We start from the raw sequence: 15,538 nt of genomic DNA, 5'->3' as shown, positions 1-15,538 counted from the left end.
AGCTATTTTTGCGCTTCAATGGAGCACATTCGTAATTTTTGTATTATAGCGCATATCGACCACGGTAAAAGTACACTTGCCGACAGGTTACTGGAATATACCAATACCATTACCCAGCGTGAATCGCAGGCACAATTGCTTGACGATATGGATCTTGAGCGTGAACGCGGTATCACCATCAAGAGCCACGCCATCCAAATGGATTATGAGCTTGATGGACAGAAATACATCTTGAACTTGATCGATACACCAGGCCACGTAGATTTTTCATATGAAGTTTCACGTTCCATAGCCGCTTGCGAAGGTGCTTTACTGATCGTAGATGCAGCCCAGGGCATACAGGCGCAAACTATATCCAATCTTTATTTAGCATTGGAAAATGATTTGGAGATCATCCCGGTATTAAATAAAATGGATTTACCAGGCGCTATGCCTGAAGAGGTAAAAGACCAGATAGTAGAATTGATCGGTTGTAAACGTGAGGATATTTTAGCTGCATCCGGTAAAACCGGCATGGGCGTGCATGATATTTTACGCGCTATTGTTGAAAGAGTACCGCACCCTGTAGGTGATCCTGCTGCTCCATTGCAAGCATTGATATTCGACTCTGTATTTAATTCTTTCAGAGGTATTGTGGCATACTTTAAGGTAGTAAACGGCGAGATCAGGAAAGGTGATAAAGTGAAATTTTTCGCTACTGAAAAGCAATATAATGCCGATGAGGTTGGCACTTTAAAATTAAAGCAATCGCCGCGTGATGTTATAAAAACAGGCGATGTTGGTTATATTATATCAGGAATAAAAGAAGCCCGGGAAGTTAAGGTTGGTGATACGATAACACGTGTCGACCGTCCATGCGAAAGCGGTATACAAGGTTTTGAAGAAGTAAAGCCAATGGTATTTGCCGGTATTTATCCGGTGGATACAGAGGATTACGAAGAACTGCGCGAATCAATGGCCAAATTACAGCTAAACGATGCTTCGCTTGTTTTTGAACCTGAATCATCTGCAGCATTAGGCTTCGGTTTCCGTTGCGGTTTCCTGGGCATGTTGCACATGGAGATCATCCAGGAACGCCTGGAGCGTGAGTTCGATATGACGGTGATAACTACTGTGCCAAACGTATCTTACAAGGCATTTACTACCAGAGGTGAAGAAATGCAGGTGAATAACCCATCCGACCTCCCCGACCCCAGCAAAATTGACTTTGTGGAAGAACCTTATATCAAGGCAACCATTATTACCAAATCTGAATTTGTAGGTCCGGTGATGTCGTTGTGTATTCAAAAACGAGGCACCATTGTTAATCAATCCTATCTTACTTCAGATCGTGTAGAGCTGATATTTGAGATGCCAATGGGCGAGATTGTTTTTGACTTTTATGATAAGCTAAAGACCATATCCAAAGGCTATGCCTCATTTGATTACCACCAGATTGGCTACCGTCAATCGGACTTGGTACGTTTAGACATCCGCTTAAATGCTGAGCCGGTGGATGCCTTATCTTCATTGATCTATAGAGGAAATGCCTTTGATTTCGGAAAAAAGATTTGTGAAAAGTTAAAGGAGCTACTACCACGCCAGCAATTCGAAATTGTTATACAGGCATCTATTGGTGCCAAAATCATCGCCAGGGAAACTGTAAAAGCTTTGCGTAAGGACGTTACTGCCAAATGTTATGGTGGTGATATTTCCCGTAAACGTAAACTGCTTGAAAAACAGAAAAAAGGTAAAAAGCGTATGCGTCAGGTTGGTAACGTGGAAATACCACAATCGGCGTTCATGGCGGTTTTGAAACTGGATTAATTACAGATTTGAGATGTTAGATATGAGATTTGAGACTAATCTCATCAGTTTAATTATTTATCTCAAATCTCACGTCTCATATCTCACATCTAAGAAAAATGAAATTACTTGACGGAAAATACGTATCAGAAAAACTCAAAGGCGAAATAGCCGAAGAAGCTGCTAAAATATTAGAAAGAACAGGCCGCAAACCACACCTGGTTGCAGTTTTGGTAGGGCATGATGGTGGCAGTGAAACCTACGTAGCCAGCAAAATGAAAAGCTGCGAAAGGGTAGGTTTTAAATCAACCCTGGTACGTTATGAAAACGATGTAACCGAAGAAGAGCTGCTAAATAAAGTTGCGGAATTGAATGCAGATGCTGATATAGACGGCATTATTGTTCAATTACCTTTACCAAAACATATCGACCCGGAAAAAGTAACTGAAAAAATTGACCACCGTAAAGATGTGGATGGCTTCCACCCTATCAATCTCGGACGTATGCAGCGTAACCTGCCTTCCTTTATTCCGGCAACACCTTATGGTATTACTTTAATGCTGAAAGAGTATGACATCGATACCACAGGCAAACATTGTGTAGTTGTAGGCCGCAGTAATATCGTGGGTTCACCAATGAGCATTTTGATGGCGCGTAATACTCAACCAGGCAATTGTACGGTAACCATCTGTCATAGCCGCACTCCGGACATCAAAAATTTCACTTTGCAGGCTGATATTTTGATCGTGGCAATCGGTAAAAAGAATTTTATTACTGCCGATATGGTAAAAGATGGAGTAATTGTGATTGACGTAGGTATGAACCGCGAAACCTCGACAGTTACCAAATCAGGCTATAAATTATATGGTGACGTAGATTTTGAAAACGTAGCTCCAAAATCTTCATGGATTACACCAGTACCCGGCGGTGTTGGATTAATGACCATCATTGGACTGCTTAAAAACACGCTATCTTCTGCTAACAAAGAGGTTTATCCGTGAGTTGATTAAGGTTATATTAACTGAATAAGCTAAAACGGCTTAATTATTCATCAATTGACTATGCAAATACTCTCTTGGGATAAGATGATTTTCGTTTTCATCAAACCATGCCATAGATAAAATCCTCCATTTGCCTTCTGTGCATATAAACTGGATAAAATTGATTCCCTTAGGAAGTCTGGGCATTGCATGATCGGCAAAATTATATTCGTAAACACTAACACGTTGGGCTACTTTTCCAAATATTTCCGTTTTTGAATGTATCTCACGCTCCATAAATTGCTCAATGCTACCATCAGCAACCTTTACTTTTACTGCATCAATAAACGATTCCACCGTAAAAGTTATAGGTTTACTAAAGCTGTTGTTGATTAAAATGCCCTCGCCGAAGAATAATATCTTCACTGCTGCCAATTCAGGTGGTTCAGCATTCTCAAAACTTATCGAGTTATAAAAGTCTTTTGTCAGCAAATCGATTGCGGTAGTATCCATTACTTAAATGCTTGCTTTAATTTTTCCCAAAATGAATTGATACCGACATATATTGAATTATTCCGTATTTCAACAGGATAGCTTTCAATATAGTCATTTTGCCCTTCACTCCCCTTTCCGGTGTCAAGGCTATACGAATAACGATGGACAGGGCAAATAAGTTTTCGATTTTTACACCAACCTTCAGTGAGATCGCCACCTGCATGCGGACACCGTGCCGAAAGCGCAAATACCTGGTTATCAAAGCCTACTAAACATAGGGTTTTACCACCTGCTTTTACTTTCTTGATAAATGGTTTTCCGTCAGGTTGGATGTCAGGTATTTTATACCACTTCATGAATATTAAAAGTCGATCTTTAAATTCATTACCGATGGATTCTTAATGATCTCATCCATATTGGTTTGAAGTGTAACCGTTTTCCTGTCCGCAGAAAGCACCGCCTTAGGGTTATTTATTTTTTTAACCGGCTTAGCAAAATTCAGGATAACCTTATATGGCATATCTATCAGCATTGCTTTTGCCATAGAAAATGTGGATTGTGTCTTTTTGAGGAAAGCATTAAACTTTGCTTTATCTATAATGCGATAAAATTTATGTGGTGTTACCTCATACGCGTAATAATCCTGCCCGCTGATTAACTGCCTGGCATCAAATTCTTTACTGTTTTTATCACTATTGGTTACCGATTTCAGGTTGCTGTGTGATTCGATCTTAGCGATATTCTGTAAATAATACTTCAGATCGGCAGCATTCTTAGCCTCATGATCGATACTAATTTTCATCAGACTTTTCTGGAGATTCATTTTTACCGAAAGACTACTGCTTTTAGCAAGGTTGATCTCATCAGGTGTCATTTTTTGCTGCGTGCTATCTGGTAAAGCACTATAAAAGTTAAGGCTTGTATCTTTTACAACTGCGAATTGCGGAGTTGCCTTTACCGAATCAGACATCAGGTTCATCAGCACAGATACGGCTTTACTCATATCAAAGGTGTATGCAACCTTACAGGAACCATCAGCTTTAAAATCATAATGCTCCTCTACATCAACACAAGATGTTAAACAAACCAGTAATAAAAATATTATCGGAATGCAGAGTTTACGCATTATTGAAAAATTTAAGTAATACTAAAAAAAAATACTGGCATTATAAAATCAAAAACGAAAATAATAGCTTGAAAAAGACGCGATTAAACTAATATAGTCAGGAGAATTATCCTTTTAACGTAACATTCTATCCTTTCTGCTATTGCGCTTTATCCTTTCCACTTAAAAAGGTAAATTTGCCGCTTAATTATGGCACACCAGGTTCCGGAAGATGGCACATTACTTCCTTTAATGGAAGAATTTTATACGATACAGGGCGAGGGATTTCATACCGGCAAAGCCGCTTATTTTATTCGTCTTGGCGGATGTGATGTGGGCTGCCACTGGTGCGATGTGAAAGAAAGCTGGGATGCCGAATTGCATCCGCTTACCGCTGCCGATCTGATCGTTGAAAATGCTATGAAATATCCTTCAAAGGCTGTAGTTGTTACCGGTGGCGAGCCACTGATCTATAATTTAGAGTACTTAACTAATCAGCTTCAACAAAAGGGCATCAAAACCTTTATAGAAACATCGGGGGCCTACCCTCTGTCGGGTAATTGGGATTGGATTTGCCTATCTCCTAAAAAGTTCAAATCACCATCACCAGGCATTGCCGCTCATGCTAATGAGCTTAAGGTGATCGTATTTAATAAATCCGACTTTGCCTGGGCTGAGGAGCATGCAAAAATGGTATCTTCTGAGTGCAAACTATATTTGCAACCAGAATGGTCAAAATCAAAAGAAATGACGCCCCTTATTGTGGATTATGTGATGAATAATCCTAAGTGGGAAATTTCACTGCAAACCCACAAATATTTGAATATTCCCTAAAACACGTAACTTAGGGTAGCGAATATCGTATTACTTACGATGAAGGTCTTTTTCCTGTCAGTATTACTTCTATTTCTATACGGTTCTTTATCTGCCCAGGAAAGACACTACTCTACTACTGATCAGGAAGCCATAAAATATTATGCACTTGCTAACGAAAGCATTGACAATCATGCTTATGATAAAGCTATAGAGCTATTGCTTCAGGCCATTGACCAGGATGATAAATTTATTGAAGCTCATTTAGTATTAGCTGATGTTTACCGGCAAAAATGGAAATATAAAGAAGCTATAGATCAATATCATAAAGTCCTCTCTCTTAATCCTGACTTTAACAGATTTGTATATTTTAAATTAGGGGACTGTGATATACACATAGCTGAGTATCTGGACGCAGAAAAGAATTTCGAAAAATATCTAACCTTCCCGGATATCTCTTCTCAAAATGCTTTTTTATCTAAAAAATATTTGAATGATTGCAAATTTAGTCTTACAGCGTTGCAACATCCTGTTCCTTTTAAGCCTAAAAATCTTGGCCCGGCAGTTAATACCGGGGATGATGAATATTTTCCTGCAATCACTGCAGATGAAAACATGCTGATATTTACCCGTAAGGTAGACAACAATGAAGATTTTTATAAAAGCATTAAGGTTAATGGGGAATGGCAAACTGCAATTTATTTAAGTGATAAGATCAATTCAAGCTATAATGAAGGAGCACTTTCATTATCACAGGATGGGAAAGTATTATTTTTTACGGGTTGTAACCGACCCGACGGAATGGGGCGTTGCGATATATATGTATCACAAAAAAAAGGCAGCGATTGGCGTAAGCCTTTTGATCTTAGTGCACCTGTTAACTCTCCTGGTTGGGAATCACAACCATCCATTAGTTCGGACGGAAGGACGCTTTATTTCGTGAGTAACCGAAAAGGAGGCTATGGTGGGTATGATATATGGAAATCTAACCTAACTGAAAAGGGATGGTCTGAGCCGGAGAACCTTGGCCCTAATATTAACACTTCACTTGATGAGCAATCCCCATTCATCCACCCCGATGATAGCACACTTTATTTTTGTTCCAACGGCTGGCCCGGCATGGGTGGCAAAGACTTATTTGTTAGTCGCCTTGGAAAAGATGGTAAATGGCAAAAACCTGAAAACCTGGGCTATCCTATCAACTCAAGTGGTGATGAAAATGGGTTGGCTCTAACAGCAAATGGAGATTATGCATTCTTTTCCTCCAATAATTTGAGTGGAACTGGCGGTTTTGACATTTATACTTTTGAACTTCCTAAAAATTTAAGACCGCATAGAGTAACCTATGTAAAAGGCTTGGTATATGATGCCGTAACAAAACGACCTCTGGAATCAGCAGTTGAAATTGTTGATCTTGAAAAAGATGCACCTGTTTACCAGGATTACAGCTCAGCCGACCGCGGTGATTTCCTGGCAACATTGACAACCGGTAAAAATTATGGCCTCAATATCTCCAGGGATGGGTACATGTTCTACTCCGCAAATTTTTCACTTGTAGGCCATGAAGATAGGAAACCATTCAATCTTGAGGTTTTTTTACAACCTATAGCGATAGGAAATAAGGTTGTTTTGAACAACATATTTTTCGATACCAACAAATCTGATATTAAAAATGAATCAAAATCAGAATTAAAAAAGCTGATTGACTTTTTAAATCTTAACCCTACCGTCCGCATTGAGATATCCGGGCACACCGATAATGTGGGTACTATCCAATTTAATCAGAGTTTATCAGAGAATCGTGCGAAATCTGTATACCAATATCTTATCCGTAATGGCATTAATGCAGGCAGACTGGTCTACAAAGGCTATGGAGAAACACAACCAATAGCATCCAATGATAATGAAGAAAACCGCAGCAAAAATCGACGTACTGAGTTTATGATCATTGCTAAATAAGTTGAACCTGAGCTTCTGATCCATTGCTTTTCAATTCAAATTCATAGCTTTAGATATGAAAATCTCTTTGACTGCCCTTATCTTTATTACATTTCCGTATTTTTTCAACTATCAAACTACTTATTCCGGTAAACCCTGGCAGAATAAAACGCAACAGATACCCGGAAGAATAGAGTGCGAATATTATGATGAAGGTGGCGAAGGGATAGCCTATCACGACTCAGACAGTATCAATAATGGAAGCGGTAAGCTCAATCCTGCAAACGGTAGTTACCTGAATGAGTTTAGAATGAAAGAAGGAGTTGATATTTCTTATACCAAGACCGATGATATCGACAATAATAAGTACAATAAAGTATCCCGCGATATGGATAAATTTTATGTCGGATGGACAGTACCTGGCGAATGGATAAAATACACGCTAAAGGTTAATGAATCGGGAATATATAATGTTGCTTTAATGTACACAGCTAATGGAGATGGTGCTATTTCGCTTGATCTGGATGGTAAAGAACTAACGGGTCCGCTAAAAATAATTTCTACCCATGACGATCGTGATACTGTTAAATGGCGGCAGTGGCATCACTGGAGTAAAACAGATCAATTAACTACTAGCAAACTTGAAAAAGGTATTCATGTATTAACGATTCATATTGTAGCTAACGGAAACATGAACCTTGATTACCTCGAGTTTAAAAAAGATTGATTTATTAAAAACGTGGACGCTAATTCCCTTTTTTATTTCGGGTATCCTTGTTATTTTACAGTCGGTATTTATAAGACATGAAAAAAATCATAACGGTGCTTGTCACCTGTATTATTACCCCGCTTTTTTCACTGTGTCAAACAAACGAAAAAACCGCGAATGAAGCTTTTGTGCTTGTCCGGATGATAAATAAATTCCATGTCGAACCCCGCGAATTAAATAATAAGTTTTCGGTGGATGTATTTAAAGGCATGCTTGACAAAGCTGACCCTGACAAGGTGCTTTTTACAAAAAATGATATTGTCGTTCTCAGTAAGTATAATACTTCACTTGATGATGAAATAAAACATCGTAAAACAGGCTACTTAAACCTTTTCATCAGTATCTATAAACGTCGTCTTGAACAGGCTGATTCGCTTATTAATACGATCAATAAAAAACCATTTGATTTTTATACAACGGAAAAACTTACTGCTGCGGAAGATACTTTATATCCGGCTTCGCTTGCAGCCATGCAAGTTAAATTGTATAAAAAAATGAGAGCCTGGGCGCTTAATGAGTTGACTGATGATATACCAGCCAATTTTAAAACATTCGGCCTGCCAAAACAGAAAAAATACATCGACAGCGCCCTCGTAACCTTACAACGAAAGGCAAAATCATCTTTAAAACGAAGGGTTGATAATATTCTTCAAAATCCATATGGTATTGTCAAATATGTGGGCAATATGTACTGCGAAACTATCGCATCCTGCTATGATCCTCATACAGAGTTTTTCCCTCCCGATGAAAAAGAAAACTTTGAAAGCGAACTGGGCAAACAACCGTTTCAATTTGGCTTTAAAATAAAAGCAGATAAAAATGGTGGTGTATTGATAGATAACCTCCAGCCTGGTAGTCCGGCCTTTAAGTGTGGTAAGCTAAACAGGGGTGATAAATTTATGAGCATGCAGTGGGAAGGTGGGCAGTCCATTGACGTTTCTGATATGACAACACATGAATTTGGCGAATTGGTTGATGAGATCAATCATAAAAAGACCCTATTCACTGTAAAAAAGGCTGATGGTTCAAACGTACAGGTCACATTAGAAAAAGAACAAGCCAAAGGTGGTGACGAGGACAGGGTAAAAAGTTTTATTTTAAAGGGTAGCAGTACCATCGGCTATATTTATTTACCGGCTTTTTATGAAGATTGGGAATCATCTAACGAAGGCCTTAACGGTTGCGCAAATGATGTTGGTCGTGAGATCTTAAAACTAAAGAGGGAAAATATAAACGGTCTTATTCTGGATGTACGCTATAATGGTGGAGGATCTGTAAGTGAGGCCACTGAACTTGCGGGTATTTTTATTGATGCCGGGCCTGTAGCACAAGAAAAAAGCAGGGATACTAAAGTAAGTACCATAAAGGATATGGATCGGGGTACAATATACGATGGCCCATTGGTGATACTGGTAAACGGATATAGCGCCTCAGCTTCTGAACTACTTGCCGGGACTTTACAAGACTATAACAGAGCTGTCATTATTGGCGCACCTACTTATGGCAAAGCCACAATGCAGGTTGTTTTGCCAATGGATACTACTGTTACGCCTGAAAACTTTTCACAGAAACAGACCGAAAACTATCTAAAGGTCACTACAAGCAAGTTATACCGTGTTACCGGCGCTACAGCACAATTTAAAGGCGTCCAGCCTGATATTGTGTTGCCCGATGTATTGGATGCTTATATAACCAAAGAAGCTGATGAACCACACGCAATAAAACCTGGTACAATTGCCGCCAATAAATATTTTACCCCTTACCCACCCTTACCTATAAAAACATTGACACAAAGTGTACAAACAGAGATAGACACCAACAAATATTTTAATACTATAAAACCGATTATAGCTACTGCAAAACAGAAAAAGGCGGCAAGTGATATATCGCTCAATGTAAATGATGCATTGAAAGCGGCAGATCAGGCTGGCAAAAATGATGATAGCACTAATCTTTCTGACGAAGAATCAAAAAAATTCAAGGTGCAAAGTAATCAGTATGAAAAGGATATGATACAGGCTGATAGCGATCTAAAAGAACTGAACGACGAATTCAGGCACCAGATAGCTGCTGACGCTTTCGTAAAAATTGCATACGATGTACTTGCCAAAGTAAAACTCCAATAATCTATATTTGAAATATAAATACCGCTTCCATGAAAAAACTTTTACCGTTTTGCTTATTAGTATTTGGTATAATATTTGGCTCTATAAACCTGGCAAAAGCCCAGGACCCATCAGATGATGCTGTTGCTTACATAGATGCTATTAACAAAGCGGAAACAAACATGAATAAAGCTTACATGGCCTACGTAAGCGCCTCCGCACACAGCAGTCGCAAAAGAAAGATCGAAAAAATGCGTGACCATGCCGTTGAAAATATTATCACCTGCCAAAATGAGATAACTGATCTATCGCCCTATAAAGGGGATAATTCATTACGTCAAAGCAGCTTGAATTACGTACAGCTTTGTTACAAGGTATTTAATGATGACTATGCCCACATTGTTAATATGGAAGAAATTGCTGAGCAGAGCTATGACGAAATGCAGGCATACTTGTTATTGCAGGAAGCTACAAATGATACGCTGAAAATTGCCAATGAACGAATGACTAAAGCGGTGAACAGCTTTGCTTCAAAATATAATATAAAACTCATTTCAGAGAAAACAGAACTTGGTGATAAAATGGATATAACCGGTCGTCTGAATAAATACCGTGACAAAGTGTATCTGCTATTTTTCAAATGCAATTGGGAAGACAATCAATTGATCGAAGCTGTAAATCAGAAAAATGTAACCAAAATTGAGCAGGACAGAAGCGCCCTTGATAAATATGCTAAACAAGGACTTACGGTGCTTGATACGTTACAGTCGTACGAAAATGACCACGCGCTCAGAGAGGCTTGTAAACAGGCACTTGCTTTTTATAAAGATGAGGCGGAAAAACAAACCCCTATACTCACAGATTTCTTTTTGAAGGAGGAAAACTTTAATAAATTCAAGACTACAATGGATGCAAAAGCGGCCGATCAAAGAACACAAAAGGATGTTGATGCCTATAACAAAGCAGTGAGTGATATTAATGCTGCAGTCAATAACTTTAACCAGGTAAACAATCAGCTAAACACTGGCAGAAATGAGGTCAATAATAGCTGGATGGGCACCGAGAAAGCTTTCCTGGATACCCATACACCATATTATAAATAACAGATTTTTAGTTACCCATTTCGGACATAAACTTGATACGCATCAGCTGTACCTCTTCGCGGGTATAATCATCTGATCCTAACTCAACCAAAGCATCATCTATAGAATCTATTTCAGCTGATTTGAAGTAATCGAATACTTCCTCTTGCTTATCCTCATCTATCACTTCATCAATAAAGTAGTTCAGGTTGAGTTTTGTACCTGAGTTGACAATAGTCTCCACCTCACGCAATATCTCTTCGTACGTCAGCCCTTTTGAGGCTGCAATGTCCTCCAGGTTCAAGTGACGATCAATGTTCTGGATAATATAAACTTTAAGAGCTGATTTATTAGCCGCGCTCTTGATCACCATGTCTATTGGGCGATCTATTTCATTATCCTCAACATACTTTTTGATCAGATCTATAAATGGCGCACCAAATTTCGTAGCCTTGCCCGTCCCTACTCCTGATATTTGCTTCAGCTCTTCAGTTGTTATCGGGTAATGTGTGCACATTTCCTCCAGTGATGGGTCCTGGAATATTACAAACGGCGGTAATCCTTTTTGTTTGGCTATCTTTTTACGCAAATCCTTCAGCATCTGTAATAATTCGGTATCCAAAGCTCCTCCACCCTGTTTTGGCCCGTCATCTGAATCATCATCATCAGTAGCACCCATAGGCCTGTTCATGACAAAACGTATACTGTGCGGGTTATCCAGAAATGCATTACCGCTTTTTGTCAAGCGTAATAAGCCATACTGGTCTATATCCTTAGATAGGTAATTATTCAGTAATGCCTGTCTTAATAACGAGTTCCAAAGGTTTTCACCCTGTTCCTTACCCGATCCAAATACGTCCATCAAGTGATGCTCATAATTGTGTATCTGTGGGTTATCCTTACCCATTAATACGCTAATGATGTGGAAGTCATCGAACTTCTCACCCAACTGTTTGATCAGGCTTAAAACTTTATGCAGGTGCTCTTCACCATCAAAATGCTCTTTATGTCCGCAGCAGTTATCGCACATATTGTTACACCCGGCCTCATTAAAATTCTCGCCAAAATAATGAAGCAACTGTTTACGCCTGCATACAGATGATTCAGCGTAATCAATAACCTCTTTCAATATCTGTGTACCGATCTCGCGTTCTGATACCGGCTTATCCTTCATAAATTTCTGTAGCTTGTCAATATCCTTTTCAGAATAGAAAGCCACACATATCCCTTCGCCACCATCACGACCAGCACGACCAGTTTCCTGGTAATATCCTTCCATACTCTTGGGCATATCATGGTGAATCACATAACGCACGTCTGGTTTATCGATACCCATCCCGAACGCAATGGTTGCTACGATCACATCCACATCTTCCATCAGGAATTTGTCCTGTGTATCAGCTCGTACTTTTGATTCCAGCCCAGCATGATATGGCAAAGCCTTAATACCGTTTAGAGAAAGCGCCTCAGCTACTTCTTCTACCTTTTTTCGGCTAAGACAGTAGATTATACCCGATTTCCCTGTATTCTGCTTAACAAACTTAACGATCTCTTTTAGCACATTTCTTTTAGCTCTAACCTCATAAAACAGGTTTGAACGATTAAAAGAAGACTTAAAAACTGTAGCATTGTTCATCTGCAGGTTTTTTTGGATATCCTGCTGAACTTTAGGTGTTGCGGTGGCAGTAAGGGCTATGATCGGGATGTCTTCGCCTATGTTGCTGATCACCTGTCTTATTTTCCTATACTCAGGCCTGAAATCATGCCCCCATTCAGAAATACAATGCGCTTCATCAACAGCAACGAATGAAACGTGGTTCAAACGCAGAAAATCAACATTTTCCTGTTTGGTCAAAGATTCAGGGGCAACATAGAGTAATTTAGTTTTGCCACCAAGCACATCTTCTTTAACACGGGCAATATCAGCTTTGGTTAGGGATGAGTTTAAAAAATGTGCAATGCTATCTGATCCACCGAAGGCCCTTAGTTGATCGACCTGGTTTTTCATCAATGCAATAAGGGGTGAAATCACAATCGCAGTTCCTTCGCTCATCAACGCTGGTAGCTGGTAGCACATGGACTTGCCACCACCGGTGGGCATTATCACAAATGTATCATTACCGGCAAGAATATTGGTTATAATCGCTTCCTGCTCCCCCTTGAAATTATCAAACCCAAAAAAATTCTGGAGATTATCAAAAAGTGACCTTTTTGTTTCAATCATTATTTATGTATTCTATTATTATATTTAAAAGTTCAAAATAACAAAATTTTCTAAATAAACGACGTGTTTTACTTTAAATTTTATACAAAAATGATTTTTAAATGAAAACAATTTATTTTATCATTTCGTTTTAATTCGGATCTGTAACCGGCGAGTTTATGTAATTTTATTTAATACATAATTTACAGAATTTTGTACACTTTTGCGCATGGTTTACAGATATAATATTCTTTACAAACACACATGAATAAAAATTATTATGCTATCATTATGGCCGGAGGCATCGGAAGCCGCTTTTGGCCTATTAGCAGAACCTCCCATCCCAAACAATTTCTTGATATATTAGGTACTGGAAAGACCCTGATACAAAACACGTATGATAGGTTTCTTAAAGTTTGTCCGAAAGAAAATATCTACGTAGTAACTAACGAGAACTATACCAACCTGGTAAAAACTCAGTTACCGGATATGGCTGATCAGCAAATATTGACAGAACCTGTAATGCGTAACACTGCACCATGTATAGCTTATGGTTGTTTTAAAATTGAAAGCATCAATCCTGATGCAGCTATTGTTGTAGCACCATCTGATCATTTAATATTGGACGAAACTGCTTTTGTAAATACCATTGAAAAATCATTACAATTAGCTACTAAAAAAGAATGCTTGATTACTTTGGGGATAAAACCATCGAGACCGGATACAGGCTATGGATACATCCAATATACCGACCAGGTGCTGAGCGAGGATTTTTATAAAGTAAAGACCTTTACCGAAAAACCCACGTTAGAAATAGCTACGACATTTATCCAAAGCGGAGACTTTTTGTGGAACGCCGGTATATTCGTATGGTCGGCAAAAGCTATTTTAAACGCGTTCAGCCGCTATCTGCCCGAAATGAATGAAATATTTGCTGATGCAAGGCCGGTTTACAATTCGGACAAAGAAAAAAACCATATTCACAAAGCCTATCAGCAATGCACAAACATTTCAATTGACTATGGCATTATGGAAAAAGCCGATAATGTGTTTGTATTGCCTTCAGAGTTCGGCTGGTCAGACCTCGGTACCTGGGCTTCCATTTATCAACTTGCCGAAAAAGATTATGTAGGCAACGCAGTAATCCCTTCTGAAAAAGTGATCATGTATGATTCATCCAACTGCATGGTAAATGTCCCTGGCGAAAAGCTGGTAATTTTACAAGGCTTACATGATTTTATTGTAGTCGAATCAAATAACACCCTCCTCATTTGTCCACGCGATCAGGAACAAAACGTGAAACAGGTCGTTGCTGATGTAAAGACAAAGTTTGGAGCCAAATATATTTAGTTCGGTTTAATAAGTTGATTGAGTGAAGTGGTTGATTAAGTTCCAACTACCTCAACTCAATCAACTTAATCTAACTTATTCAACTACTCAACTCCTCTCTGACGTATCGCCTCATACAGAATTACTCCTGTTGATACAGAGACATTCAATGATTCAATTTCTCCAAACATCGGAATCTTTGCCAGGTGGTCAGCTATACGGATAAGGTCATTACGTATGCCGTCTTCTTCTGAGCCCATGATAATGGCTGTTGGAGGAGTATAATCAGGTGCATAAATATCATCCTTAGTTTTCTCGGTGCAGCATACCAATTGCAATCCCGATTCCTGCAAAAACCGGATGGTTTGCATGAAGTTATCATGCCTGCAAACCGGGATTTTATATAGCGCCCCCGCTGATGTCTTGATTGCATCGGGATTTATCTGTGCTGATCCTTTTGCCGGAATCACAATTGCATGCACCCCTGCACATTCGGCAGTACGTGCGATGGCACCCATATTGCGAACATCGGTAATACCATCAAGAACAAGAATCAGCGGTACCTCTCCCCGCTCAAATATTTCAGGGATGATATTCTCTATCTTTTGGTAGATAATAGGAGAAATAAAGGCAATTGCTCCCTGGTGATTTTTTTGTGTGAGGCGATTTAGTTTCTCAACCGGTACTTGCTGGGCAACAATTCCGTACTCATGCATCAATTCCTTAAGCTCGCTAAGCAAACCTCCGCCGATACCTCTCTGGATATATAGTGACTCGATCTCCTTATCTGAACGTATCGCTTCTATCACCGCACGGATACCAAAAACCATTTGATTACTTTCCCTGCTCTCCCTGTTATTATAAGACATTATGTTACTTAAATTAAGGGTGTAAAATTAGCCATATTAATTAACTTTGTGGTGATGCGGGATAA

Annotated in this window: 13 protein-coding genes; 8 read left to right on the top strand and 5 right to left on the bottom strand. The window is 39.1% G+C overall.

Annotated elements, in window-relative coordinates; genetic code table 11:
• Positions 1 to 18: 18 nt before the first annotated feature.
• Both lepA and ACPPVU_RS14150 read left to right on the top strand, forming a co-directional pair.
• Positions 19 to 1,806 (top strand): translation elongation factor 4, encoded by a 1,788-nt coding sequence (gene lepA, locus ACPPVU_RS14155; protein ID WP_426667165.1) that lies wholly within the window; start codon positions 19 to 21, stop codon positions 1,804 to 1,806.
• Between the two features lie 98 nt (positions 1,807 to 1,904).
• Entirely contained in the window at positions 1,905 to 2,786 is an 882-nt protein-coding gene (locus ACPPVU_RS14150; RefSeq protein WP_426667164.1) for a bifunctional 5,10-methylenetetrahydrofolate dehydrogenase/5,10-methenyltetrahydrofolate cyclohydrolase, read from the top strand.
• A gap of 39 nt (positions 2,787 to 2,825) precedes the next feature.
• On the opposite strand, the gene ACPPVU_RS14145 is transcribed toward ACPPVU_RS14150, so the two are convergent.
• The 3 genes from ACPPVU_RS14145 to ACPPVU_RS14135 are packed head-to-tail and all read right to left on the bottom strand — an operon-like array spanning position 2,826 to position 4,386.
• Positions 2,826 to 3,278, bottom strand: coding sequence for a hypothetical protein (locus ACPPVU_RS14145; RefSeq protein ID WP_426667163.1), 453 nt, complete (start codon positions 3,276 to 3,278; stop codon positions 2,826 to 2,828).
• Positions 3,278 to 3,616, bottom strand: coding sequence for a Rieske (2Fe-2S) protein (locus ACPPVU_RS14140; protein WP_426667162.1), 339 nt, complete (start codon positions 3,614 to 3,616; stop codon positions 3,278 to 3,280). Before ACPPVU_RS14140 ends, ACPPVU_RS14145 begins: the two co-directional genes overlap by 1 nt.
• 5 nt (positions 3,617 to 3,621) lie before the next feature.
• On the bottom strand, positions 3,622 to 4,386 hold the full coding sequence (locus tag ACPPVU_RS14135; RefSeq protein WP_426667161.1) for a hypothetical protein: 765 nt from the start codon (positions 4,384 to 4,386) through the stop codon (positions 3,622 to 3,624).
• Between the two features lie 189 nt (positions 4,387 to 4,575).
• On the opposite strand from ACPPVU_RS14135, the gene ACPPVU_RS14130 reads away from it, so the two are divergent.
• The 5 genes from ACPPVU_RS14130 (at position 4,576) to ACPPVU_RS14110 (ending at position 11,093) form a co-directional block, all read left to right on the top strand.
• The gene (locus ACPPVU_RS14130) at positions 4,576 to 5,199 is read left to right on the top strand and encodes a 7-carboxy-7-deazaguanine synthase QueE (protein WP_426667160.1); all 624 of its coding nucleotides are present in this window, start codon (positions 4,576 to 4,578) and stop codon (positions 5,197 to 5,199) included.
• Between the two features lie 39 nt (positions 5,200 to 5,238).
• Positions 5,239 to 7,137: an OmpA family protein gene (locus ACPPVU_RS14125; protein WP_426667159.1), complete on the top strand. Its 1,899-nt coding sequence runs from the start codon at positions 5,239 to 5,241 to the stop codon at positions 7,135 to 7,137.
• Between the two features lie 55 nt (positions 7,138 to 7,192).
• Positions 7,193 to 7,843 (top strand): carbohydrate-binding protein, encoded by a 651-nt coding sequence (locus ACPPVU_RS14120; RefSeq protein ID WP_426667158.1) that lies wholly within the window; start codon positions 7,193 to 7,195, stop codon positions 7,841 to 7,843.
• A 77-nt stretch (positions 7,844 to 7,920) separates the two neighbouring features.
• Complete coding sequence (locus tag ACPPVU_RS14115) at positions 7,921 to 10,011, top strand: S41 family peptidase (RefSeq protein WP_426667157.1); 2,091 nt, start codon at positions 7,921 to 7,923, stop codon at positions 10,009 to 10,011.
• Positions 10,012 to 10,040: 29 nt separating this feature from the next.
• A complete protein-coding gene (locus ACPPVU_RS14110) occupies positions 10,041 to 11,093 on the top strand; it encodes a hypothetical protein (protein WP_426667156.1) in 1,053 nt (350 codons plus the stop codon).
• A gap of 7 nt (positions 11,094 to 11,100) precedes the next feature.
• Here ACPPVU_RS14110 and recQ read toward each other — a convergent pair whose 3' ends face one another.
• Entirely contained in the window at positions 11,101 to 13,296 is a 2,196-nt protein-coding gene (recQ, locus tag ACPPVU_RS14105) for a DNA helicase RecQ (protein WP_426667155.1), read from the bottom strand.
• Between the two features lie 243 nt (positions 13,297 to 13,539).
• On the opposite strand from recQ, the gene ACPPVU_RS14100 reads away from it, so the two are divergent.
• A complete protein-coding gene (locus ACPPVU_RS14100; RefSeq protein WP_426667154.1) occupies positions 13,540 to 14,625 on the top strand; it encodes a mannose-1-phosphate guanylyltransferase in 1,086 nt (361 codons plus the stop codon).
• Between the two features lie 83 nt (positions 14,626 to 14,708).
• On the opposite strand, the gene rlmB is transcribed toward ACPPVU_RS14100, so the two are convergent.
• Positions 14,709 to 15,473, bottom strand: a complete 765-nt coding sequence (gene rlmB / locus ACPPVU_RS14095; protein ID WP_426667153.1) for a 23S rRNA (guanosine(2251)-2'-O)-methyltransferase RlmB — start codon at positions 15,471 to 15,473, stop codon at positions 14,709 to 14,711.
• Between the last annotated feature and the right edge of the window lie 65 nt (positions 15,474 to 15,538).

This window comes from Mucilaginibacter sp. McL0603 (assembly GCF_049992945.1).
Taxonomy (GTDB): Bacteria; Bacteroidota; Bacteroidia; order Sphingobacteriales; family Sphingobacteriaceae; genus Mucilaginibacter.
This window is presented reverse-complemented; position numbering and strand designations above follow the sequence as displayed.

What these genes read in the sequence shown, in the direction of transcription:
- ACPPVU_RS14145 (WP_426667163.1), bottom strand. Translation starts at nt 3,278, where the DNA reads ATGGATACTACCGCAATCGATTTGCTGACAAAAGACTTTTATAACTCG.
- ACPPVU_RS14100 (WP_426667154.1), top strand. Translation starts at nt 13,540, where the DNA reads ATGAATAAAAATTATTATGCTATCATTATGGCCGGAGGCATCGGAAGC.
- ACPPVU_RS14125 (WP_426667159.1), top strand. Translation starts at nt 5,239, where the DNA reads ATGAAGGTCTTTTTCCTGTCAGTATTACTTCTATTTCTATACGGTTCT.
- rlmB (WP_426667153.1), bottom strand. Translation starts at nt 15,473, where the DNA reads ATGTCTTATAATAACAGGGAGAGCAGGGAAAGTAATCAAATGGTTTTT.
- ACPPVU_RS14135 (WP_426667161.1), bottom strand. Translation starts at nt 4,386, where the DNA reads ATGCGTAAACTCTGCATTCCGATAATATTTTTATTACTGGTTTGTTTA.
- ACPPVU_RS14110 (WP_426667156.1), top strand. Translation starts at nt 10,041, where the DNA reads ATGAAAAAACTTTTACCGTTTTGCTTATTAGTATTTGGTATAATATTT.
- ACPPVU_RS14150 (WP_426667164.1), top strand. Translation starts at nt 1,905, where the DNA reads ATGAAATTACTTGACGGAAAATACGTATCAGAAAAACTCAAAGGCGAA.
- lepA (WP_426667165.1), top strand. Translation starts at nt 19, where the DNA reads ATGGAGCACATTCGTAATTTTTGTATTATAGCGCATATCGACCACGGT.
- ACPPVU_RS14115 (WP_426667157.1), top strand. Translation starts at nt 7,921, where the DNA reads ATGAAAAAAATCATAACGGTGCTTGTCACCTGTATTATTACCCCGCTT.
- ACPPVU_RS14120 (WP_426667158.1), top strand. Translation starts at nt 7,193, where the DNA reads ATGAAAATCTCTTTGACTGCCCTTATCTTTATTACATTTCCGTATTTT.
- ACPPVU_RS14140 (WP_426667162.1), bottom strand. Translation starts at nt 3,616, where the DNA reads ATGAAGTGGTATAAAATACCTGACATCCAACCTGACGGAAAACCATTT.
- recQ (WP_426667155.1), bottom strand. Translation starts at nt 13,296, where the DNA reads ATGATTGAAACAAAAAGGTCACTTTTTGATAATCTCCAGAATTTTTTT.
- ACPPVU_RS14130 (WP_426667160.1), top strand. Translation starts at nt 4,576, where the DNA reads ATGGCACACCAGGTTCCGGAAGATGGCACATTACTTCCTTTAATGGAA.